Source organism: Pseudooceanicola sp. DL12 (genome assembly GCF_056270665.1).
The window spans coordinates 115,747-138,797 of the sequence record NZ_CM149884.1 but is presented as its reverse complement, the minus strand read 5'-3'; the positions used below and the strand labels follow the sequence as shown (position 1 = coordinate 138,797).

General features: G+C 64.3%; 21 protein-coding genes. 8 read left to right on the top strand and 13 right to left on the bottom strand.

What is annotated here, in order from left to right; genetic code table 11:
* Nucleotides 1–97 precede the first annotated feature (97 nt).
* Together AC0WR5_RS00650 and AC0WR5_RS00645 are read left to right on the top strand one after the other, a co-directional pair.
* Nucleotides 98–1,273: a MalY/PatB family protein gene (locus AC0WR5_RS00650; RefSeq protein ID WP_475866044.1), complete on the top strand. Its 1,176-nt coding sequence runs from the start codon at nt 98–100 to the stop codon at nt 1,271–1,273.
* Nucleotides 1,274–1,565: 292 nt separating this feature from the next.
* The gene (locus tag AC0WR5_RS00645) at nt 1,566–2,189 is read left to right on the top strand and encodes a VOC family protein (RefSeq protein WP_475866042.1); all 624 of its coding nucleotides are present in this window, start codon (nt 1,566–1,568) and stop codon (nt 2,187–2,189) included.
* Nucleotides 2,190–2,254: 65 nt separating this feature from the next.
* On the opposite strand, the gene AC0WR5_RS00640 is transcribed toward AC0WR5_RS00645, so the two are convergent.
* The 4 genes from AC0WR5_RS00640 to AC0WR5_RS00625 all read right to left on the bottom strand — a co-directional run bounded on the left by AC0WR5_RS00640 (nt 2,255) and on the right by AC0WR5_RS00625 (nt 6,830).
* Nucleotides 2,255–2,731 carry an Hsp20 family protein gene (locus AC0WR5_RS00640; protein WP_475866040.1) on the bottom strand — a complete coding sequence of 159 codons (477 nt, stop codon included), beginning with the start codon at nt 2,729–2,731 and terminating at the stop codon, nt 2,255–2,257.
* 149 nt (nt 2,732–2,880) lie between these two features.
* A complete protein-coding gene (gene glcF / locus AC0WR5_RS00635; protein WP_475866038.1) occupies nt 2,881–4,209 on the bottom strand; it encodes a glycolate oxidase subunit GlcF in 1,329 nt (442 codons plus the stop codon).
* A 24-nt stretch (nt 4,210–4,233) separates the two neighbouring features.
* Nucleotides 4,234–5,397, bottom strand: a complete 1,164-nt coding sequence (locus tag AC0WR5_RS00630; RefSeq protein ID WP_475866036.1) for an FAD-binding protein — start codon at nt 5,395–5,397, stop codon at nt 4,234–4,236.
* On the bottom strand, nt 5,394–6,830 hold the full coding sequence (locus AC0WR5_RS00625; RefSeq protein ID WP_475869096.1) for an FAD-linked oxidase C-terminal domain-containing protein: 1,437 nt from the start codon (nt 6,828–6,830) through the stop codon (nt 5,394–5,396). Before AC0WR5_RS00625 ends, AC0WR5_RS00630 begins: the two co-directional genes overlap by 4 nt.
* 111 nt (nt 6,831–6,941) lie before the next feature.
* On the opposite strand from AC0WR5_RS00625, the gene AC0WR5_RS00620 reads away from it, so the two are divergent.
* Nucleotides 6,942–7,655, top strand: coding sequence for a DUF599 domain-containing protein (locus tag AC0WR5_RS00620; protein ID WP_475866034.1), 714 nt, complete (start codon nt 6,942–6,944; stop codon nt 7,653–7,655).
* Nucleotides 7,656–7,665: 10 nt separating this feature from the next.
* On the opposite strand, the gene AC0WR5_RS00615 is transcribed toward AC0WR5_RS00620, so the two are convergent.
* The 4 genes from AC0WR5_RS00615 to AC0WR5_RS00600 are packed head-to-tail and all read right to left on the bottom strand — an operon-like array spanning nt 7,666 to nt 14,388.
* The gene (locus AC0WR5_RS00615; protein WP_475869094.1) at nt 7,666–9,720 is read right to left on the bottom strand and encodes a glutamine amidotransferase; all 2,055 of its coding nucleotides are present in this window, start codon (nt 9,718–9,720) and stop codon (nt 7,666–7,668) included.
* A complete protein-coding gene (locus tag AC0WR5_RS00610; protein ID WP_475866033.1) occupies nt 9,720–12,509 on the bottom strand; it encodes a DUF4159 domain-containing protein in 2,790 nt (929 codons plus the stop codon). Before AC0WR5_RS00610 ends, AC0WR5_RS00615 begins: the two co-directional genes overlap by 1 nt.
* Nucleotides 12,509–13,384, bottom strand: a complete 876-nt coding sequence (locus tag AC0WR5_RS00605; protein ID WP_475866031.1) for a DUF58 domain-containing protein — start codon at nt 13,382–13,384, stop codon at nt 12,509–12,511. The genes AC0WR5_RS00610 and AC0WR5_RS00605 overlap by 1 nt, the downstream gene beginning before the upstream one ends.
* Complete coding sequence (locus tag AC0WR5_RS00600) at nt 13,381–14,388, bottom strand: AAA family ATPase (protein ID WP_475866030.1); 1,008 nt, start codon at nt 14,386–14,388, stop codon at nt 13,381–13,383. The genes AC0WR5_RS00605 and AC0WR5_RS00600 overlap by 4 nt, the downstream gene beginning before the upstream one ends.
* A gap of 76 nt (nt 14,389–14,464) precedes the next feature.
* On the opposite strand from AC0WR5_RS00600, the gene AC0WR5_RS00595 reads away from it, so the two are divergent.
* The 4 genes from AC0WR5_RS00595 to AC0WR5_RS00580 all read left to right on the top strand — a co-directional run bounded on the left by AC0WR5_RS00595 (nt 14,465) and on the right by AC0WR5_RS00580 (nt 17,045).
* A complete protein-coding gene (locus AC0WR5_RS00595; RefSeq protein ID WP_475869092.1) occupies nt 14,465–15,058 on the top strand; it encodes a DUF1285 domain-containing protein in 594 nt (197 codons plus the stop codon).
* A 44-nt stretch (nt 15,059–15,102) separates the two neighbouring features.
* Nucleotides 15,103–15,891 (top strand): hydroxypyruvate isomerase family protein, encoded by a 789-nt coding sequence (locus AC0WR5_RS00590; protein ID WP_475866028.1) that lies wholly within the window; start codon nt 15,103–15,105, stop codon nt 15,889–15,891.
* 75 nt (nt 15,892–15,966) lie between these two features.
* Nucleotides 15,967–16,329, top strand: coding sequence for a VOC family protein (locus AC0WR5_RS00585; RefSeq protein WP_475866026.1), 363 nt, complete (start codon nt 15,967–15,969; stop codon nt 16,327–16,329).
* Nucleotides 16,329–17,045, top strand: coding sequence for a helix-turn-helix transcriptional regulator (locus AC0WR5_RS00580; RefSeq protein WP_475866024.1), 717 nt, complete (start codon nt 16,329–16,331; stop codon nt 17,043–17,045). Before AC0WR5_RS00585 ends, AC0WR5_RS00580 begins: the two co-directional genes overlap by 1 nt.
* A gap of 240 nt (nt 17,046–17,285) precedes the next feature.
* On the opposite strand, the gene AC0WR5_RS00575 is transcribed toward AC0WR5_RS00580, so the two are convergent.
* Nucleotides 17,286–18,248, bottom strand: coding sequence for a cation diffusion facilitator family transporter (locus AC0WR5_RS00575; RefSeq protein WP_475866023.1), 963 nt, complete (start codon nt 18,246–18,248; stop codon nt 17,286–17,288).
* An 87-nt stretch (nt 18,249–18,335) separates the two neighbouring features.
* On the opposite strand from AC0WR5_RS00575, the gene AC0WR5_RS00570 reads away from it, so the two are divergent.
* Complete coding sequence (locus AC0WR5_RS00570) at nt 18,336–18,746, top strand: MerR family transcriptional regulator (RefSeq protein ID WP_475866021.1); 411 nt, start codon at nt 18,336–18,338, stop codon at nt 18,744–18,746.
* 47 nt (nt 18,747–18,793) lie between these two features.
* Here the strand turns inward: AC0WR5_RS00570 and AC0WR5_RS00565 are convergent, their stop codons facing one another.
* From AC0WR5_RS00565 to AC0WR5_RS00550, 4 genes are all read right to left on the bottom strand, one after another.
* Nucleotides 18,794–18,985: a hypothetical protein gene (locus AC0WR5_RS00565; RefSeq protein ID WP_475866020.1), complete on the bottom strand. Its 192-nt coding sequence runs from the start codon at nt 18,983–18,985 to the stop codon at nt 18,794–18,796.
* Between the two features lie 203 nt (nt 18,986–19,188).
* Entirely contained in the window at nt 19,189–22,011 is a 2,823-nt protein-coding gene (gene polA / locus AC0WR5_RS00560) for a DNA polymerase I (RefSeq protein ID WP_475866018.1), read from the bottom strand.
* Nucleotides 22,012–22,347: 336 nt separating this feature from the next.
* On the bottom strand, nt 22,348–22,557 hold the full coding sequence (locus tag AC0WR5_RS00555) for a zinc-finger domain-containing protein (RefSeq protein WP_475866016.1): 210 nt from the start codon (nt 22,555–22,557) through the stop codon (nt 22,348–22,350).
* A 109-nt stretch (nt 22,558–22,666) separates the two neighbouring features.
* Entirely contained in the window at nt 22,667–23,047 is a 381-nt protein-coding gene (locus AC0WR5_RS00550; protein ID WP_475866015.1) for a histidine triad nucleotide-binding protein, read from the bottom strand.
* Nucleotides 23,048–23,051 lie beyond the last annotated feature (4 nt).

Sequence of the window (23,051 nt, the reverse complement as noted above, 5' to 3'; positions counted from 1 at the left end):
CATCGCTGCAGAGGACCCGTCTGCCCCTGCGCGCCCTGCCCCCTTGCGGCTGGCCGCCAGACGGATAGCCTGCACGCAAGTGACCTGGAGTGTACGTATGAATTTCGACGAGATCATCGAGCGCCGCGGCACCCATTCCGCGAAATGGGACGCGATGGAGAGTTTCTGCGGGCTCTCGCCCGACGACGGGGGCCTGCCGATGTGGGTGGCCGACATGGACTTCCGCCCGCCCGCCTGCGTCCTCGACGCCCTGCAACAGATGATCGACCACGGCGTCTTCGGCTATTTCGGCGATGACAGCGCCTATAAATCCGCCATCTGCTGGTGGCAGGAAAACCGCCACGGCTGGACGGTCGACCCGGCGGCGATCTTCTCCACCCATGGTCTCGTCAACGGAACCGGCCTCTGCCTTCAGGCCTTCACCCGGCCGGGCGACGGCGTGGTGCTCTTCACCCCGGTCTACCACGCCTTTGCCCGGGTGATCCGCGCCCAGGACCGCGAGGTGGTGGAATGCCCGCTGGTGCAGAGGGAGGGCCGCTACGAGATGGACTTCGCCGCCTACGACGCGCAGATGACCGGACGCGAGAAGATGGTGATCCTCTGTTCACCGCATAATCCCGGCGGCCGCGTCTGGAGCCGCGAGGAGCTGCAGGGGGTTGCCGATTTCGCACGTCGCCATGACCTCGTGCTGGTCTCCGACGAGATCCACGGCGACCTGGTGCTGCCCGGAGCGAAACACATCCCCATGGCCACGGTCGACGAGAGCATCTCCGACCGGCTGGTGATGATGACCGCCACCACCAAGACCTTCAACCTCGCCGGCGGCCACGTGGGCAACGTGATCATCCACGACGAGGCACTGCGCGCCCGCTTTGCCAAGGTGATGATGGGCCTCGGCATCTCGCCCAATTCCTTTGCCATCCACATGGCCACGGCGGCCTGCTCGCCCGAAGGCGCGGCCTGGGTCGATGCGCTCACCGAATACCTCGCCGAAAACGCCCGCGTCTTCGACGCCGGAATCGCGGCGATCCCCGGCCTGCGCTCGATGACGCTCGAGGGCACCTACCTGGCCTGGGTCGATTTCTCCGGCACCGGCATGTCGCCCGAGGAGGTAAAGCGCCGGCTGCTCGACGATGCCAAGATCGCGGTGAACCATGGCCACGAATTCGGCACGGGCGGCGACGACTTCCAGCGCTTCAACCTGGCAACCCCGCGCGTTCGGATCGAGGACGCGGTGGACCGCCTGCAAAAGGCCTTTGCCGACCTGCAATGATCCGCGCGCCGGCAGATGGGCGGCGGCAAAACAAAGGAAGTGGGGGGCTCTGCCCCCGCCTCCCGTTCCGGGAGGCTCCCCCGGGATATTTGGACCAGGGAAACGGGGGCGGGGCGGCTCTCCTCATCTGGCCCGAAATATCCCCGCCGGAGGCTTTCGGCGCAGCCGAAAGAGTTAACAGGCGCGGCGGGCGTTAACCTGTCCTGTTGGCCGGATCGGCACCGTCGTGTTACCGACGCGATACCGACGTAATACCGACGTTGGAATCGTGGGATTTCAGGAGGTTAAGATTTTGGCACCGAGAGCGGAATTCGACCATGTCGTGGTGGCGGCCCCGACGCTGGAAAGCGGCGTTTCGCATGTGGAATCCCTGTTGGGCGTAACCATTCCAAAGGGTGGATTTCACCCGCTGATGGGCACGCACAACCATGTATTGCGGCTGGGCCAAGCCTCGTTCCTTGAGATCATCGCGCTTGATCCCGACGCCGCGCCGGTCACGCGCAAGCGTTGGTTTTCAATGGATAATCCGCCGTCCGAGCCACGCCTGATCCACTGGGTCTGCCGCCTGCCCGGGTTGGCGGCCGCCCGCCCTGACCTGCCGGCCGAGCTGGGCGAGATGATATGGGCGACACGTGGCGACATGCGCTGGCAGATCACCGTGCCCGAGGATGGCTCCCTGCCCTTCGGCGGCGCCTTCCCCACGATGATCGACTGGCACGGCGACCTGCCGCCGGCCCGCATGCCTGGAGCCGGATTTTCCCTTGAGAAACTGTTGGTTACCCACCCCGAAGCAAACCATGTCGCCAGTCTTCTGACGCCGTTTCTCGCCGATCCCCGGGTGCAATTCGAGGTGGGCGCCGAGGTCTCTCTCGCCGCATATCTCGCGGGCCCCGAAGGCTCGGTCATCCTGCGATGAATGCAGAAACGCGGCCCCCGAGGGGACCGCGCTGGGTAGGCTAACAGACTGAGAAGAGGCCGAAATCAGACCTCTGCGGCCTGGGTTTCGATTGCCTTGCCGTTCAGGGTGCTGGCACGGGCAATCTCGATCCGGCGCGGCTTCAGGGCCTCGGGCACCTCGCGCGTCAGGTCGATGTGAAGCATGCCATCCGCATAGGTGGCGCCCGTGACACGTACATGATCGGCCAGCTGGAAGCGGCGCTCGAACGCGCGGGTCGCGATGCCACGGTGCAGGAAGGTGCGGGCCTGTGCCTCTTCCTCCTCGGCCTTGCGGGCAGATACGACAAGGGCACGATCCTTCACCTCGACGGCAAGATCGCTTTCTGCAAAACCGGCCACGGCGATCGAGATACGATAGCTGTCCTTGGCAGTTTTCTCAATGTTGTAAGGGGGATAGGTCGGCTGCCCGCCATCGTTGGACAGCACGCGGTCCATCATGTCGGCAAGTTGGTCGAAACCGACGGTGGCACGATAAAGCGGGGCAAGGTCAAAGTTGCGCATTGGTCGTCATCCTTCTCGAAGCGATAAACGTTATGTCTTGGCCCTCCGATCATGGGACGGGCCGGTGCGGCAGGACCCGTGTTTGGCGCCCTGCTGTAAGTTATCTGGGAAGGAAAATCCGGCCTTTCAAGAGGTGCGGGCAACCGACGTCAACGTAAAACGGGAACGGCCTGCGGCAGGGGATTGTCGCTCATCGCGCGGGGCCTCGGACCGCCTGTCGCCCAGTCGAGCAATTCGACCGTGTGAACCACCGGAACACCCGTGCCGGAGCCGATCTGCATCATGCAGCCGATGTTGCCTGCAGCGATCACCTGCGGTTTCAACGCCTCCAGCGCCCTGATCTTGCGGTCCTTGAGCTGACCGGAAATCTTGGGCTGCATCAGGTTGTAAGTCCCCGCAGAGCCACAGCAAAGATGGGCGTCACTGGGCAAGAGCACCTGGAAGCCGGCCTGGGAAAGAAGCCGCTTCGGCGCATCCGTTACCTTCTGGCCATGCTGCAGGGAGCATGCAGGATGATAGGCCACGCGGATCCTTTCCGCTTCGGGATGCATTGCCTCGGGCAGGTCGAGCCGCAGCAGCAGTTCGGTAATGTCGAGAGCAAGGTTGGAGACACGCGCGGCATCCCGGACCAGCGGATCGTTCCGGAACATATGACCGTAGTCCTTCACGGTCGTGCCACAGCCAGAGGTATTGATGACGATGGCATCCAGCCCCTGTCCGTCGACTTCTGCGCACCAGGCACGGATGTTGGCGGCCGCGCTCGCATGGCTGTCGGCCTCACGGCCCATGTGATGGGTCAGGGCCCCGCAACAGCCGGCACCTTTTGCCACAACCACCTCGACGCCGAGGCGGGTCAGCAAGCGGATCGTAGCGTCGTTGATGTCCGTGTTCAGCGCCTTCTGGGCACAGCCGGTCATCAGGGCCACACGCATGCGCCGTGCCCTCTTCGGGATGAAACTCTGCGGTTCATCGTTGCGCGACACCGGGGGCAGCCGCCGGGGGGCCATGTCCAGCATCGCACGAAGGCGCGGATCTGGCAGCAGCCCACGAAACGGGCGAGCGATCCGGGCCCCAACCATGGCTGCGCGAAACCGTGAGGGATGGGGCAGGATCGCCGCCAGAAGGGACCGCAGCGCGCGGTCCGTCCAGGGCCGCCGGTAATTCGCCTCGATATAGGCGCGGGCATGATCCACAAGGTGCATGTAATGCACGCCCGACGGGCAAGTCGTCATGCATGCAAGGCAGGACAGGCACCGGTCGACATGGCGGACCGTCTTTTTATCCGGCACCCGCTCGTTCTCCAGCATGTCCTTTATCAGGTAGATCCGCCCCCGCGGGCTATCGAGCTCATCGCCGAGAACCTGGTAGGTGGGGCAGGTCGCCGTGCAAAAGCCGCAATGAACGCAAGCGCGCAGAATTTGGTTGGCGCGGGCCGTTGCCGGATCCTCAAGTTGCTTCTCGGTGAATGTGGTCTGCATGTTTTCCTCCCCCTTACGCCGCGATCAGGCCGGTATGGCGACCTGCCCCATGAGGCCTGCATTCAAGATACCGCGCGGATCGAAACGCGCCCTCAACCCTGCAGAAAGGCGCTCAACTGCCGGAGCCTGCGGATGGAACATCGGAACCTCCAAGCGCTCGCTGGCAGCAGCACGCAAGAGCGTGGCGTGACCTCCCAGATCGCTCACGGCACCGCGTATCTCGATAGCCTGCGGCCCCGCTCCCTCCAGCATCAGCCAGATGAGACCACCGCCCCAATCGCATATGGCGCGATGCCCGATCCCCAGCTGATGCAGCTGATCGAGAAGCCTCGGCGCATGTGTGGGTTGAAGCGAGATCTTCCAAAGTGGAGCGACGCTGCCGGCAAAGGCCGTGACGTCCCGGACGCCAACCCATAGCGCCGCACTCTCTGCCCCCTCCACGATCTGGTGGACGCCCGGCAGAGCCTCGGCCAGGCGCGCCGCCCGATAGGCCACACTACCGGCAAGACCCTCGACCCGAATGCGGCGCTCAGGGGCGCTCCCTGCAACCCCGGCACCGAGCCAGACAGCTCCGCTGACGTCCCAGGGCGTGCCAAGCGCGCGGCAGAGATCCGCAATCCCCTCCGCTGCTTCCTGCCCCCTCAAGATCAGCGTCGCTTCGGCTTCCGGCTTCGCCAGGACCTTCAGACTGACTTCGCTCAGAACGCCGAGCGTGCCCCAGCTCCCCGCCATCAGCTTGACCAGGTCATAGCCTGTGACGTTTTTCATAACCCGCCCGCCATTGCTCACCGGGGTACCACTGCCGTCGACGAAACGGACCCCCAGCAGGAAATCGCGGCAGGCGCCGGCTTGTATCCGGCGCGGGCCGGAAATGTTTGCGGCGACGACACCGCCGATAGTCGGCTCGCCACAGGTGCCGAGCAGCGCCCGGTGGTCCATTGGCTCAAACGGTAGACGCTGGCCGCGTTCAGCCAGAACCGCCTCGATCTCGGAAATAGGCGTACCGGCAGAAGCCACCAATGTCAGCGCGCCGGGTTCGTAAAGGCGAATGCCTGCAATCCCGGTCGTTTCAAGGATCTCTCCTCCCTGCGGCGGGCGTGCATCGCGCGTTCCGCCACCGCGTATCCATAAAGAGCCCGAGGCATCCCGTACCGCTTCGCTCAGCTCGATCTCGCTCGCGGGCTTCATGATGCCCTCCGGCGCGTTTCACTGGCAGAGAGCGGAAAGACCTTTGCCGGATTGAGTAGCCAACCCGGATCAAAAACGTCCTTGACCGACATCTGTGCCTCGAGATCAGCCAGGCTGTACTGCCGCACCATGAGATCCCTCTTTTCAATGCCCACGCCGTGCTCTCCGGTCAGGCAACCGCCAACTTCGACACAGAGCTTCAGGATCTCGGCCCCCAGCTCCTCACAGAGCTCCAACTGTCCGGGCTGATTGGCATTGAAGAGGATCAGCGGATGCATGTTGCCATCGCCGGCATGAAAGACGTTCGCGACATCGAGCCCGTAGCGGCGGCTCAACTCCTCGATCCTCCCCAGCACCTGGGGCAGAGTGTTCACCGGGATCGTCCCATCAAGGCACATGTAATCATTGATATTTCCCATGGCACCAAAGGCGCTCTTGCGCCCCAGCCAAATCCGCGCGCTCTCCTCGGCAGACCCGCTTTCGCGCAGCTCGACCGGATTGTGACGCCGCGCAATCGCCGTGATGATTGCGAGCTGCTCGCGAATTTCCTCCTCACTACCTTCGACCTCGACGATCAGAAGTGCCTCGCAATCGGGATAGCCCGCACCGGAAAAGTCGTCTGTCGCGCGAATGCAGGGACGATCCATGAATTCAATCGCCACAGGCAGGATCCCTGCCTCGATGATGTCGCTCACGCACTGACCCGCAACCTCGTTGCTGTCATACCCGATCAGAACGGGTCGGGCCCCTTCGGGTTTCGGCAGAATCCTGAGGGTGGCCTCGGTGACGACAGCCAGCTGGCCTTCACTGCCGCAGACCACGCCAAGCAAGTCCAGCCCAGCCGCATCCAGATACCCCCCTCCCAGCTCGACCACCTCTCCGTCCGACAAGACCATGGTCACACCCAGGAGGTTGTTGGTGGTCACGCCGTATTTCAGGCAGTGTGCCCCGCCGGAGTTCATGGCGATGTTGCCCGCAATGGCACAGGCGAGCTGGCTCGAGGGGTCCGGCGCGTAGAAAAAGCCCTCGGCCTCGATGGCGCCCGACACCGACAGGTTTGTGCGCCCGGTCTGCACGCGGATGAAGCGGTTGGCATAGTCGGTTTCCAGCACCGCTTTCATGCGCGCGACACCAAGTATCACGCTGTCGGCCGTGGGCAGCGCGCCGCCGGCCAAGGATGTCCCCGACCCCCGCGGCACCACCGGCACCTGCAGTTCATGACAGACCTTCATGATTGCCGCGACCTCCGCGGTAGAGGCCGGAAGCACCGCACAGAGTGGAGCACACCGGTAGGCCGTCAGCGCATCACATTCGTAGGCACGGGTTTCTGCCGGGTCATCAATGATGGCGTCTTTGGGCAGGACCGCCCTCAAACGTGCGATCAGTTCGGGTTTTCGGGCAAGTACCCGAGGATCTGGCGGAGGCATTTCCATCGGTCGGATCCCTTTTTCCTGCCTGCTGGCTTGGCAGATAATAATTGGTAATTTTTTATAACCAATATTCGAAGTAGGCAAGAACCCTCTCTCGAGGCTATCACGAGAGCCATGCACAGGTTCGATATTTTCCCCCTCTTCACAGTTTTCGACGCCGGCGCCGTGATCGCCATACTCGGCGCCTGGCTATTGATAGGCTGGCGAATCGAGAATCCCTCGCGCGCGAAACTGTCTGTTTCCATCATCATGGCAGGGTACAGGCGGGAATGGATGCGCCAGATGATCTCGCGTCAGCCACGTATCTTTGACAGTCACCTGCTCAGCACACTCCGCCAGGGCACTTCCTTTTTCGGCTCGGCTACGATGATTGCGATCGGCGGTGTAATGGCCCTGATCGGCAACTCCGATCCAATCGGAAGCATCGCGGAACAGCTGGGAGTGAATGCTCCACCTGCCATCGTCTGGGAAATGAAGCTCTTCCTCGTTCTGTTCTTTCTCTTGAACGCCTACCTGAAATTCGTCTGGTCACATCGCCTGTTCGGATATTGCGCCGTACTTATGGGCTCTGTTCCAAACGACATTGAGGATCCCCGCGCGATGGAGCGGGCGATGAAGGCGGCAGAGGTCAACATCAGTGCCGCGCGTGGCTTCAACCGAGGCATACGCGCCGTGTACTTCGGCCTTGCGGCCACGGCGTGGAGCCTCGGACCGCTCGGGCTACTGGGTGCAACTGCTCTGACCTGCGGCATACTGTGGCGACGCGAGTTCGCTTCGCAGTCGCGCGAGGTCATGCTGTCGGGGACGGATCGCACCCCCGACATGTGACGAAAGGCCCTTAGCGGCGACCTTCCCGCAGCCAACCCATCAAGATCAGCCCCGCCGTCAGAAACAGCACTAGCCAAGGAGGCAGAAGCGGCATCTGCGAAACGTTCCGAGTCTCGTAGGCCTCTCTTGGGGTCACCCCGATCCATCCTCGCCCCGCCGCCGGCCGGCCGGGCCGAACCTCCCGGATCAAGGGAAGACCATCTGATATATTCCGCACGCCGCCCCGGGTCTCGTCAACCAGCGCCGCAAGGGCTGATCCGTCCGCGATCGTCTGCTCGAATTCCCGCGGCGCAGCAGGACCCAGGCCGATGACGCTTGTCAGATCACCGGACTGCAAACGATAGAGACCAATTTCCGGCGCGACGTAGGTGGCCTCGAACCGGCCAGGTGCTGTTTCCGACAGTGTCACCTGAGTCGTGGAACCATCCGGAGCCGTGATCGTCACCGGTCCGGTCTCGTCGGAAAGTGTCCTTCGCACGATCGTCATCGTCTGTCCGGTGGCATCGGCCGTCAAGGCCTCTTCCTCTAACTCGGGCTCCTTCATCATCCAATGCGCAAGGCGGCGCAGCAACTCGAGCTGCGGCCCCCCGCCTTCAAAGCCCCGGTTCCACAGCCAAGCGTGGTCAGAAGCAAGAAGTGCCACGCGTCCTTCCCCTACACGGTTCAGAACGAGAAGCGGCGCATCATCCACACCCGACATGACGACCTCTGCTCCATCCTCCGGCTGAAGATCAATCTGCCGCATCCACCGTCCCCAGGGACCATCCCAGGATTGCGCCAACCCGGCCGTTACCGGATGGCGCTCTCCGAGGTCCGTCACCTTGGGGCGGAAACCACGCTCGAAGACATGCGCCGTGGGCCGCGCGGGCAGCACCTGTGCCAGAGGCGAGCGATAGAGCGAATCAGCAGATGCGAAATCGGGCCCCGCTGCAATCAGCACCGCCCCCCCCTCTTCGACATAGTTGCGAATATTATCGAGATAGAGCGAAGGCAGAATGCCACGGCGCTTGTATCGATCGAAGATGATCAGGTCGAAGTCCTCGATCTTCTCCATGAAGAGTTCGCGCGTCGGGAAGGCAATCAGCGAAAGCTCTGACACGGGCACGCCGTCCTGCTTGGAAGGCGGGCGCAGGATCGTGAAGTGGACAAGATCGACCGAGCTGTCCGATTTCAGCAGGTTGCGCCACGTGCGCTCGCCCGCGTGAGGCTCGCCCGAGACCAGCAAGACACGAAGACGATCCCGCACGCCGTTCATCTGGACGATCGCCGAATTGTTGCGATCGGTAAGTTCGCCCTCCTGCCCCGGAGTGGAGAACTGGATCACGTTGCGACCGCCGTGCGTCAGGGTGACCGGGATCTCGAAGTCCCGCCCTGTTTCAGCGCGAACCGCCACCGGCTCGCCTCCATCCACGGACATCGACAGCTCTGCCATGCCCTGCAAGTCCTGAGGCACCGCTCCACTGTCTTCGATGCGAACGGTCAGCACGACCTCCTCGTCCAAGATGCCAAAGGCGGGCGCGTTGTGGACCACGAGGCGACGATCCCAGTCATCCGGTTCGCCGGTCAGCAGCAGGTGCAGCGGCGCGGGGAAACTCGGTGCCTGATCGAGATCATGGAGACGACCATCAGACAGCAGGATTACACCAGCAATCCGGGCACGGGGCTCTTCGGCCAGAGCCTCGGACACGGCAGTCATCAGGAGGGTACCGCTGTCACCTTGCCCATCTCCCACGGTGACGCGTCGCAGTTCCGTATTGGGCCGCGCGGCAATGCGCGCGGCAAGGGTCTCGGCCGCATCCTCCGTCTGCACGGCCCTATCTCCAAGACGTTGCGAGGCGGAGCGATCTTCGACAAGAAGGACTATGTCCGTCAGCGGGCTGCGATCTTCTTGCCGCAGCGAAGGACCGGTGAGCGCCGCCAGGATGACGACACCCGCCAACCCACGCCAGAACCAGCCAGCGAGGCCACGCCAAATGGCCAACGCGGTGCCTGCGACAAGGAGAATGGCGAGAACAGCCAGGACGGGCCAGGCAAGAAGAGGATCGAATACGATATTGCCGGTCATCATTGTCCCAGCCTGTCCAGAAGTGCGGGCACGTGAACCTGGTCGGATTTGTAGTTGCCGGTCAGCACGTGCATGATCAGGTTGACCCCGAAGCGATAGGCGATTTCTCTCTGACGCTCACCGGAATAACCGCTGCCGATCGGCACCAGTGGATTGCCGTTGCTGTCGACCGCCCAGGCCGAGGCCCAGTCGTTCCCGCCAATCACCACCGGGGTAACGCCATCGTTGAGGTTGCGGAATGGCATCCCCTCGATAAGCTGCGCATCAAGCGGTGCGGCCTCGACCCAGATCGTGCCGCGATCATACCGACCCGGAAAATCCTGTAGCAGGTAAAAGGTGCGGGTGAGCACGTGATCGCTTGGGATGGGCTCAAGCGGCGGAATGTCCAGTGGCGCGGCAAGCTGGCGAAGCCGTCGTCCTTCCGGGCTCGAGGCACCGTAGCTGGCGATATCGGCGTCCCGGGTATCGAAGAGAATCATTCCGCCAGTACGCAGATACCGGTTGATCTTGGCGTAGGCCTCGTCGGACGGGATCGGCTGATCCGCGGTGATAGGCCAGTAGAGAAACGGAAAGAGCGACAGCTCGTCCCGCTCCAGATCGACGGCCATGGGCGCTGCCGGTTCGACCGAGGTGCGAAAGAAAAGCGTGTCCGACAGGCCCTGCAACCCCGCCTGCGCCATGTCGTCGACCTGCGCATTGCCCGTGATGACATGCGCGAGAACAACGTCCTTTGTTGCCGCCAGCGCGAAGGCATCATCTGTCTGCGCCTCCTGCGCCTGCGTCTCCGGCGCGGGCAACAGGAGGGCCAGCACAAGGATCCCGGCAGAGGCAGCGCGGGCGCCACGCAGACGGCCCGACAGGGCAAGCGACGCAAGTATGTCGGCCAGCAGCAGCAGCAAGGCCAGCGCAAGAAGGTACCCACCTAGCGGGAGTTCCTCGGGTTGTGCGAGGCCTTCTACCACCACGCTCCCGGGCCAGCTGACTGGCGTGAGGACACTGTCGGCCTGCATGACATTCCGGGCCAGGCTGCGATCTTCGTTCTGATAGACACCGGGCTGCAGATTCGGACCAAGAGGATCACTGACCAGCGCCACGCCATTCACGCCGGGCAGGGTTCCCGCATTGGAAATAGTGCCGAAGCCATCGACAACCCGTTGCGGCTGCCATGTGGTGCCCTCCATGTCGGCCACATCGGGCGTATCGATGGCGGAACTGACGGACAGCCGCTCCAGCATCTGAACGAAAAGACCCGACAACGGCAGGCTGGACCAATCGGCATTTGCAGTGACGTGGAAGAGAACCACCTGACCATCGTCGATCTTTTTCCGGGTCACGAGCGGCGTCCCATCCGACAACCGCGCAATTGCACGGGAGGAGAGTGTCGGGTCGGGCTGGGCCATGACCTGAGAGGAGACGGTGACGTCCTCCGGTATCTCGAGACCGGCAAAGGGGCTGTCCTCGTCGAAGGGGGCAAGGGTCTTGGGCTCACCCCAGCTCATGGCGCCACCGACGTTGCGCCCGCCCGCCCGCAGGCGTACCGGCATCAGCGGGTCTTCGGTTTCGCGGCTGACCTCGCTCGCGGCCAGGCGCGGTCCGGCAAAGCGCAACAGCATGCCCCCTTTGGAAACCCAGTCGAGCAGCATCTGCTCCTCGCCTTCGGACAGGGTCGCGACATCGGCGAGAACGATGACGTCCGGATTGGCAGGCAGGATGTCCGTCAATGCGCCGTGGAGGATATCGGCGCTGGGTTCCAGGGCCTTCTGCAGGTAGTGCAGCGGCGACAGCAGCTCTAGCCCCTCGCGGTCCTCCCGGCCGGCCAGCAGGGCAACCTCGCGCCGGCGCAGCCCATCATCCGTCAAGGCCACCGCCCCGGCGGAACGATCCCCGGCAATTGCAAAATGCGTAAGCCGCGCGCGCAACTCCGCCGGCAGGGCGAGGTCCGCCTGAGCGACGCTCTCGCCCTTGGCGAAGGTCATGTCGACCTGGTCCAGCACGCGCATCGCGCCCGCAGGGTCGCGCCCATGCGCCTGAACGGTGATTGTCCGCTCCTCATCCAGGTTCCGGCCAGAGCGCACGGCAGAGAGCTGAACCGCTCCATCTGCAAAACCCGCCGGACGCAGGGCCAGTACATCGTGACCCGTCTCGATGACACGCACCTCACCCTTGCCCTGAAGGGCCTCCAAGAGGTCTTCTCGTCCCGGGCGGGCAAGGCCGTCGGACAACCAGATCGTCTCGAAGCCCTGATCCGCTGCCGCAACACCCTTGATCAGCCGGGCCATGGCCTCTTCGTCAGCCGGTGCCGGCTCCCAGGCCTCGGGAGTGAACCCCGGAAGGCGGCTGCGCCAAGTCTCAGCGGTCTGGAATACCGGCGTCTCCGGGGTCGTCAGCCGAACCATCGCAGTGGGGCGCCCCTCACGGGCGGCCTCTCCGAGCAAGGTTTCCACGGCATCTTCCTTGCGCGGCCAATCCGCCGCCGAAGCCCAGCTTCCATCCATGAGGATCAGCAGGGGGCCGGAAGTGCCTTGGCGTTCCTGCTCCGGGTTCAGGACGGGGCCGGCAAGCCCGATGATCACAGCCGCAACGGCCAGCATGCGCAACAGCAGCAGCCACCAGGGCGTGCGGTCGCTGACGCTCTCGTCGTCCTTCATCCCGAGCAGCAGTGCCACGCCGGGGAAGCGGCGACGCACAGGCGCCGGCGGTACGGCCCGCAGGATCACCCAGAGCACGGGCAGCGCGAGCAATGCCAGCAGGAGCCAAGGTGCGGTGAAGCCGATCGGGCCGAGAATCATCAGGCCGTCCCCCTGTCGAGCGCCTGCCAGATCCACAGCAATGCCTGCTGGGCCGAGGCCTCGGTGTGATGTGTGCTGAATTGCCAGCCGGTGAGGCGACAGAGAGCAGAGAGCTCGTCCTTGCGCTCGGCAAGCCGGGCCAGGTAGCGATCACGCAGATCACCGGCCTTCAGCGTCTCATGCGCGACGGTGCCGCCCACGCTCTCGAAGATGGTGCGGCCCTGATAGGGAAAGGCCTCCTCGACGGGATCAAGGACCTGGAGCAGGACGCCGCGGATCCCGCGATCGGCCGCCTTGGTGAGTGCAAGCTTGAGTTCTTCCACCGGCCCCAGGAAATCAGAGATGAAGAGCGCCCTTGAATTCGGAAGCATGGCGCGATGTTCCGGCACCCCGAAATCCGCGTCTGCCGGCAGCGAAAAGAACTCGGCCAGCCTGAGGATCTGGTTGTTACCCCGGCGCGGCGGCAGGAGCGTGCCGGTCAAGCCGACGCGCTCGCCTCCGCGGATCAGCAGGATCGCTGTCGCGAGCGCCAGGTTGCGGGCGCGATCGCCCTTGTCCGGCAAGGACTTGGAGGAGGAAAACTGCATGGAGGCAGACTGATCGACCCAGAGCATCACGCTCTGCGCGATCTGCCATTCCCGTTCACGCACGAATTTTTCGTCAGACCGGGCAGAGCGGCGCCAGTCGATGGATCGCCGCGGATCACCTGGTTGGACGGGTCGGTACTGCCAGAAATCATCGCCGAGCCCTGCCCGCCGACGCCCGTGATCGCCCAGCAGAACGGTCCCCGCCAGTTGTTCGGCACGCGCGAGAAGAGGGGGCAGCTTGGCTGCTTCCTCCTCGGCGCGATGCCGGAGGGCCGCTGGCGATCTCACGCAGCGGCCTCGGCGCCGACCAGACCACCTGCAACGCCGGCGATCAGCCCGTCGAGACTGTCGCCCCGGGCCCTGGCGGCAAAATTGAGCCCCATGCGGTGAGACAGGACGGGTTGCGCCATGGCGATCACATCCTCCGGCGAGGGTGCGAGCCTGCCCTGCAGCATGGCACGCGCCCGAACCGTCAGCATCAGGGCCTGCGCTGCCCGCGGGCCTGGCCCCCAGGCCACCGTTTCGCGCACCTTGGCCGAGGCTGAAGGATCATCCGGCCGGCAGGCCCGGACCAGGTCAAGGATCATCTCGACCACGCTGTCACCAACCGGCATTCGCCGTAGAAGGGTCTGGGCGCTCAGCAGCTCATCGGCAGTAAAAACCGCATGGGCCTGTTCATCCTCGACCCCCGTGGTTGAGAGCAGGATCGCCCGCTCGGTATCGCGGTCGGGATAATGCACGTCGATCTTCACGAGGAAACGGTCGAGCTGTGCCTCGGGAAGCGGATAGGTCCCCTCCTGCTCGATCGGGTTCTGCGTGGCAAGGACGTGGAAGGGCTTGCCCAGGGGGCGATCCTCGCCAGCTACGGTCACCATCTTTTCCTGCATCGCCTGAAGCAGGGCCGATTGAGTACGCGGCGAGGCGCGGTTGATCTCGTCTGCCATAAGCAGCTGACAGAAAACCGGGCCGGGGAGGAAGCGGAAGTTGCGCGCTCCATCCTCTGCCGTTTCAAGCACTTCCGAGCCGAGGATATCGGCGGGCATCAAGTCGGGCGTGAACTGGATGCGATTTCCGTCGAGGCCCATGACCGTCGAGAGCGTCTCGACCAGTCGTGTCTTTCCCAGGCCAGGCAGGCCGATCAGAAGGGCGTGGCCCCCGCAGAGAAGCGCCGAGAGCGTCAGCTCGACCACCTGCTCCTGACCTACGAACCGCTTGGTAATGGAGCTCCTCGCTTCCGCGAGCTTGGCTTCGACCTTTTCGATCTCGGCCACGAGGGTGTCGGCTTCTGCCATGGCAATACTCCTGCGCGAACTATATCATCCCCATATCTATCAAACTGTACCCATCAGATGGTTAACGGCCAATTCCATGTCGCCACAAAATAGCGTGAGAACCTCTGCCGAGAGCATTATCGCGGCTGCGAAGGCAGCCAAGGGGCGCGGATTGCCGCCGGTCCACAAATGGAACCCTGAATTCTGCGGCGACCTGGACATGCGCATTGCCCGGGACGGCACGTGGTTCTATCTCGGCACCCCGATCGGGCGCCCCGAGCTGGTGCGGCTCTTCTCGACGATCCTGCGCAGGGAAGGTGACAGCTACTTCCTTGTAACGCCAGTGGAAAAAGTGGGCATCACCGTCGAGGACGCGCCCTTTGTCGCAGTGGATTTCTCGGCCGAGGCCCCCGGGCCGGAGCAGGTACTGACCTTTCAGACCAATGTCGCCGACAGCGCCGTGGCCGGCCCGGAGCACCCTATCCGCGTGGTCCGCGACGCCGATACTGGGGAACCCTCTCCCTACGTTCTGGTACGTGACCGGCTGGAGGCGCTGATCGACCGGAAAAGTTTCTATCGTCTTGTCGATCTTGGCACGACCGAGGAGCACGAGGGCGGGAAATGGTTCGGAATCCGCTCCTCCGGCGTGTTTTTTCCAATAATTCCGGCAGATGAGTTGACCGACTCCTGACCCCGATTCATCCTTTTTCAGGGGAATTGGGAGTTCCGGGCGAGATGCTGAAATTTGCCGCTAATCTGACCAGCCTTTTCACCGAATTGCCTATGTCCGCGCGGATTTCCGCGGCGCAGGAGGCGGGATTCGCGGCTGTCGAGATCCAATATCCCTACGACGCGCCCGCCATCGAGATGCGCAATGCCCTTGGACTGACGGGCATGCCGCTGGTGCTGATCAATGCGCCGCCGCCGAATTACACCGGAGGAACGGCAGGATTCGCGGCGCTGAAGGGCGGCGAGGAGCGGTTTCGCCACGATTTTCGCCGGGCGCTGCGCTATGCCCAGACGCTGAAGTCGCAGCATATCCATGTAATGTCCGGTGCGGCCTGGGGCGATCAGGCGACTGGAATCATGGTGGAAAACCTGAAATGGGCCTGCACTTTCGCGCCGGGGCAGAGCCTGACCATCGAGCCGATGAACGCCGAGGATCTGCCGGGCTATTTCATGTCCAGTTTCGAGCTGGCGGCAGAGGTGATTGCCGCCGTGAAGGCCCCAAACCTCGGCCTGCAGTTCGACAGTTACCACGCCCAGAGAATCACCGGCAACACGCTGAAAACATGGAAGGAATACGGCCACCTCGCACGTCATGTGCAGGTTGCCGGCACGCCGGGACAGCATGAACCCGTGAACGGACAGATCGATTTCGATACCTTCTATGCCCTGCTTCTCGAGAGCGGCTACGATGGCTGGATCGGCGCGGATTACCGGCCACGCGGAAACACCGCCGAAGGGCTCGGATGGCTGGAAGCCGCACAGCGCAGCATGAGCGCGCTGAAAAAACCTGCCTGAGCCCGAAGTCTGCTGACAGGATGCTGTCAGCAGGGCTGTGCGACAAGGGAACCGTCACCAAGACGGAGATCAGACATGACACAGCAACCCACTGTAATATGGACGGAAATTCCCGTGAGCAACCTCGAGACCTCCATCACCTTCTACAACGACATCTTTGGCTGGAGCATGGTGCCCATGCAGATGGGCGCGGAGACGGTCGCGGCCTTTGGCCGGGGCGGAATCGGTGGCAACCTGGTGGAAGGGCCGGTTGGCGCGGGCAAGGGCACGGTGGTACACCTGATGGCACCGGACGGCCTGGAGGCCACGATGGCCCGGGCAAGGGCCGCCGGTGCGGTCCTGGAAGGCGACGTGATGGAGATCGTGCCGGGCCGTTACCAGGTGATTCACGACCCCGACGGCAACCGCATCGGCCTGTTCGAGCCGAAGGCGGCCTGATGCGCAGGGCCGACCGCCTTTTTCAGATAGTTCAATATCTTAGAGGTGGTCGGCTGGTCACTGCGGCGCAGCTTGCGGAGCGGCTGGAAGTGTCGCTTCGGACCGTCTACCGGGACGTGGCGGACCTGATGGCGAACGGGGTGCCGATCGAGGGCGAGGCAGGCGTCGGATACGTGATGCGCGATGGCTTTGACCTGCCGCCGCTGATGTTCAGCAAGGACGAGATCGTGGCACTCGTGGCCGGAGCGCGGATGATCCGCGCCTGGGGCGGGCTGGACATGGCCGCCGCCGCTGAAGAGGCCCTGATCAAGATCGAAAACGTGCTGCCTCCGGCCAGCCGGGCGCGGGCAGATTCCGTGGAAATTCATGCACTTGCCATGGGCTCCATGCCTGAGGCCCTGAAGGCGCGGCTGGACCGGGTCGAGGCCGCGGTGCATGGCAAGAGGCGCCTGATCCTGCAGTATCGCAGCGAGGAGGGCGACGAGAGCCGCCGGGTGATCCGGCCGCTCGGCCTGTTCTTCTGGGGGCGGGTCTGGACTCTGGTGGCCTGGTGCGAATTGCGGAATGATTTCAGGATGTTCCGCCTGGACCGCATCGAGGGGATGGAAGAGGGCGAGGTGTTTCCGGTGGAGAAGGACCAGAGCCTGGCGCTCTACCTGGCGACACGGCGGGAACGCGAGGGAGACCGCCCACGGCGGGGGCGGGAACCCGGCTGAAAATGGCCCTTGAAATTCCGGAAATGGAATATCTCCAACCCACTGAAAAGGCCGGATTCCAACGTCGGTATTACGTCGGTATCGCGTCGGTATTGCGTCGGTGCGAAAATGGCCTCTCGGAGCGCCTTCGGGAGCGGGGAGAGGGGGCTCTGCCCCCATCGCGCGGGGCGCGCGATTCCCCCCGGGATATTTGTGGCCAGATGACCGCGAGGCCGGGCAGCACATGGCATGCCCGATGCCTTAATGCCCGATGAGCGGGGCACCGTGGCAGGCGGTTTCATGGCTCTCGAGCTCGATGGTGGTGTGGGCGATGCCGAATCGCTCTTGCAGCCGGGCCTTGAGCCGGCTGCGGACCTCTTCTCCCGCCCCGTCCTCGCCCGCCCCGTCGGCCAGCACCACGTGGGCCTCGAGCGCCACCTCGTGCTCCTGCATGCGCCAGAGGTGGAGGTGGTGGACGGAGGCCACGCCGTCGAGCGTCTCGATCTCGTCCGCGACCTCGTGCACCGTGGGGCTGTCGGGGCTGCCGAGCATGGCCATGCGGATCACCGGGCCGATCTCTCCGCCGGCGTGCCAGAGGATGTAGCCGGAGATGCCGATGGTGACGAGCGGGTCGATCCAGGGCAGGTCGAAGACCAGGATCATCACCCCCGCCAGGATCACCGCCACGGAGGACATGGCATCGGCGACATTGTGCAGGAAGGCCGCGCGCATGTTCATGCTGTCCCTGGACATCGACATCACCAGCCAGGCGGTGCCGAGGTCGATCACCAGGGCGACGCCGGCCACGATGACCACGACCCAGCCCTCGATCACCTGCGGTTCGAAGAAGCGCTGGAAGCCCTCGAAGGCCAGCATGACCGCGATGACGATCAGCGCGGTGTAATTCACCAGCGCCGCCACCACCTCGGCGCGGCCATAGCCGAAGGTCATGCTCTCGTCCGCGGGACGGCGGGCGATCTTGCGGGCCCAGAAGGCGATCACCATGGTCAGCGCATCGGAGAGGTTGTGAATCGCATCGGCGATCAGCGAGAGCGAGCCCGAAACGATGCCCGCCGCGATCTGCACCACCGTCAGCAGGATGTTGATGGCAATGGCAAAGCTGACCTTGCGGTCGCCCAGCATCGCCGGATCGGCGTGGGAATGGCCCGCATGGGAGTGGCCTGCATGGGAATGGGCGTGGGAATGGCCGTGATCATGCGGCATGGTCTGTCCTCTTCTGTGCGGCGGTGGAACCCGCGTCGATCACAGGATAGGATCTCTAGCGACTAGAGGTTCAAGAGGGAATTTCGCATGTTTTCCATTGGAGACCTGAGCCGTGCCACCGGGGTCAAGGTACCGACGATCCGCTATTACGAGACCGTCGGGCTGATCGCGCCCACGGAGCGGACCGAGGGCAACCAGCGCCGCTATGATCGCGCGGGGCGCGACCGGCTGCAGTTCATCCGCCATGCCCGCGACCTGGGCCTGCCGCTGGAGGCGATCCAGACGCTGCTGGAGCTGAGCGACCGGGGGCGGGACTGCGAGGGCGCGCATGACATCGCGCGCGGACATCTGCAGGACATCCGCGCGCGCATCGACAGGCTGACGAAGCTGGAGAGAGAGCTGGAACGCCTGTCGGCGGTTTGTGACCATGCGCCGGGGCAGCCCTGCGGGCTGATCGAGGCGCTTGGTGATCATGACCAGTGCTCCGGGGCACACTGAGGGCCCCGGAGCGAGACCCCGAGGCGAGGCAAGCCCTGGGTGGGGGTCTATTCTTCGATCGCGTAGAGCGGCAGCGTGGCCACCGCGCCGGCGGTCATCGTGTATTCGGCGGGCACGTAGATCGTGATGGCCTCGTCGGCCAGGGCCATGTTGACCGTGCCGTAGTTGAGGCCCGTGGACAGGACCATCGCAACGGCCTTGGAGGCGGTCTTCTTGGTGGCGAATTTCTTCAGATCCATCAGTCCCTCTCCTCTGTTTCCGTATTGTTCCGTTTCTGTCTGACCCACAGATAAGCGCGATCGCCCCGGTTTGAAGGTGCAAACCGGCGAAAACCGGCAATGTGACGTGGGGTAAAACGAGAACAGGCGCAGCGGCGGTGCGGGGCTGCAGGGCTGCGGCAAGCGGATGTGCCGGAGGCGCGGGCGGCCCCTCCGGCGGGAGATCAGTGCGCCTGGGCCCAGTTGCGGCCCTTGCCGCCATCGACGACCAGCGGCACGGCGATCTTTACCGCCGGGTCGGCGGCGCCTTCCATGATCTTGCGGGCGGTGGCGATCAGATCGTCCGCGGCGGCTTCCTCGACCTCGAAGATCAGTTCGTCGTGCACCTGAAGCAGCATCCGGGCGCCGGCCTTTTCCTGCAGGTCCGCAATTGCCTCGGGCATCCGGATCATGGCGCGGCGGATGATGTCGGCCGCGGTGCCCTGGATCGGCGCGTTGATGGCGGCGCGCTTGGCAAAGCCGGCGCGGGGGCCCTTGGCGGCGATCTCGGGGGTGTGGATGCGACGGCCGAAGAGGGTCTCGACGAAGAGGTTCTCCTTGGCGAAGGCCGTGGTCTGATCCATGTACTCGCGGATGCCGGGGAAACGCTCGAAATAGCGGTCGATGAAGCCCTGGGCCTCGGCGCGGGGGATGCGCAGGTTGCGGGCCAGGCCGAAGCCGGAAATGCCGTAGATGACGCCGAAGTTGATCGCCTTGGCCTGGCGGCGGATCTCGGGGGTCATCTCGTCGAGCGGCACGCCGAACATTTCCGACGCCGTGGCGGCGTGAATGTCCTGGCCCTCATGGAAGGCCTGTTTCAGCGCGTCGATGCCGGCGACATGGGCGAGGATCCGCAGCTCGATCTGGGAATAGTCAAGCGAGACCAGCAGCTTGCCCTCCGGGGCGACGAAGGCCTCGCGAATGCGGCGGCCTTCCTCGGAGCGCACGGGGATGTTCTGCAGGTTCGGGTCGGTCGAGGCCAGGCGGCCGGTGTTGGCGCCGGTCTGGACGTAGGAGGTGTGCACGCGGCCCGTCTCGGGGTTGATGTGCTCCTGCAGGGCATCGGTATAGGTCGACTTCAGCTTCGACAGCTGGCGCCAGTCGAGGACGCGGGCGGGCAGGTCGTGCTCGGTCGCGAGATCCTCGAGGATGTCGGCACCGGTGCCATAGGCGCCGTTCTTGCCCTTTTTCCCGCCCTCGAGGGCCATCTTGTCGAAGAGGATCTCTCCGAGCTGCTTGGGCGAGCCGACGTTGAAGGTCTCTCCGGCGAGCTCGTGGATCTCGCTCTCGAGCTGGGCCATCTTCTGGGAAAAGGCGTTGGACATGCGCGAGAGCGTGTCGCGGTCGACCTGGATGCCGTGCATCTCCATGGTGGCAAGGACGGGCGAGAGCGGGCGCTCCAGCGTCTCGTAGACGGTGGTGACGCCCTCGCGGTGCAGGCGCGGCTTGAAGATCTGCCAGAGGCGCAGGGTCACGTCGGCATCCTCGGCGGCGTATTTCGCGGCCTTCTCCACCGGCACCCGGTCAAAGGTGATCTGCGACTTGCCGGTGCCGATCAGCTCCTTGATGGGGATCGGCGTGTGATCGAGGTAGCGTTCGGAGAGCGCATCCATGCCATGGGTGTGCAGCCCGGAATAGAGCGCATAGGAGAGCAGCATCGTGTCGTCATAGGGCGCCACGAAGATGCCGTAGCGGCGCAGGATCTTGGCGTCGTACTTCATGTTCTGGCCGATCTTGAGGACGGCCTCGTCCTCAAGCAGCGGCTTGAGCATGTCGAGCGCGGTGTTCAGGGGCATCTGCCCCTCGGCGAGATGGTCGGAGGCGAAGAGCCCCTCGCCGCCCTCCTCGGCCTTGTGGCCGACGGGCACGTAGCAGGCATGGCCCGCGTCGATGCAGAGGCAGAAGCCGACCAGATCGGCGGTCATCTCGTCGAGGCCCGTGGTCTCGGTGTCGAGGGCGAGGATGCCGCGCTCGTTGGCACGGTCGATCCACTTCTGCAGGGCCTCGGCAGTGGTGACGATCTCGTAGCTCGCCTCCTCGAAGGACGGCGCCTCGGGGGCGTCCTCCTCGGCGGGGGCAGAGGCCGCGGCGGCCTTGGGCTCGGGGATCGCGGGGGCCTCGGCGCCCATCTGCTCGGCAATGCGCTTCGTCAGGGTGCGGAATTCCATCTCGGCCAGGAAGGGCAGAAGCACCTCCGGATCCGGGTCCTTCACCTCGAGATCATCGAGGGTGAAGTCGAGCGGCGTGTTGCAGTCGAGCGTGACGAGCTTCTTCGACAGCTCGATCTGCTCCCGGTTCTCGATCAGGGTCTGGCGACGCTTGGGCTGCTTGATCTCCGCTGCGCGATCCAGAAGCTCTTCGAGCGAGCCGTATTCGTTGATCAGCAGGGCGGCAGTCTTGATACCGATGCCCGGGGCACCGGGCACATTGTCGACCGAGTCGCCGGCGAGCGCCTGCACGTCGATCACCCTGTCGGGGGAAACGCCGAACTTGGCCTCGACGCCCTCGCTGTCGATGCGGATGTTCTTCATCGCGTCAAGCATCTCGACCCCACCGCCGACCAGCTGCATCAGATCCTTGTCGGAGGAGATGATGGTGACGCGCCCACCGGCCTCGCGGGCCTGGCAGGCCAGCGTGGCGATGATGTCATCGGCCTCGAAGCCCTCGATCTCCTCGCAGGCGATGTTGAAGGCGCGGGTGGCCTCGCGCGTCAGCGGCATCTGCGGGCGCAGATCCTCGGGCATGGCGTCGCGGTTGGCCTTGTAGAGGTCGTAGAGATCATTGCGGAAGGTATGGCTGCCCTTGTCGAAGATCACGGCGACATGGGTGGGCGCATCGGGGCCGGTGTTCCCCTCGACATAACGATAGAGCATGTTGCAGAAGCCCGCGACCGCGCCGATGGGCGCACCATCGCTCTTGCGGGTCAGCGGCGGCAGGGCGTGGTAGGCCCGGAAGATGAAGGCCGATCCGTCGATCAGATGCAGGTGACAACCCTTGCCGAATGCCATGTGCGGCCTCCTTTTGTTCGCTGCGGCGGTTATGTCAGGTTTGCAGGAGCGATGCCAGCAGGCATGGGCGCGCCCACCTGCGACAGGCAGGAAGTGGGGGCTCCGCCCCCTCGGGCCTGCGGCCCTCACCCCCGGGATATTTATGGCCAGATGACAGGGGCGCCTTGCGCTCTTCATCATCTGGCTGGAAATATCCCGGGGGAGTCGCGCAGCGACGGGGGCAGAGCCCCCCTCTGTCGGTCCGCTTGTCGGCAAGGCAGCGCCCCGACAAGCGCGGAAAGCCGGCGCACCACGGAGGGCGCCGGCGTCAACGTACAGATCCGGAGCGGCGGGAGATCAGGCCTGCAGGCCTGGGTTCTCGGTCTTGGCGGCGAGCACTTCGCGGCCTTTCAGCACGTATTTTGCATCGCAGTAGGGGCATTCCACGAAGCCGGTGTCTTCGGGGATATGCAGCCAGACGCGGGGGTGACCAAGCGCCCCTTCGCCGCCGTCGCAGGCGATCTTGCTGGTTTCGACGATCTTTGTTTCGGGTGGGTCGATCGGCATCTGGATCCCTCTTGATGGTCTTGCGCCTGCCCTCAGCCATAGCGCGAAAGCGCCGGATGCCGCAAGACACCCGGCACAAGTTGACGGTTATCGCCGCGCGCCCGGGGCCTCAGCCCGCGGGTTGCAGCATGCGGCCGAGCACGCGGCCGCCCAGCACGTGGATATGCAGGTGCGGAACCTCCTGCACGCCGTGATCGCCGGCGTTGGAGATGAAACGGCAGCCGCCACCCTGGTCCGCGGTCACGCCCATCTTCTCGCAGACCTTCGCCACGGTGCGGGTGAAATCGAGGATCTCGGCATCCGAGGCCTCGGCGGCGAAATGGTCGTAGGTGACATAGGGCCCCTTTGGGATCACCAGCACATGCACCGGCGCCTGGGGATTGATGTCCTCGAAGGCCAGGGTGTGCTCGGTTTCCAGCACCGTCTTGTTGGGGATCTCTCCGCGCAGGATCTTGGCGAAGATGTTCTGATCGTCGTAGGTGTAAGCCACTGGA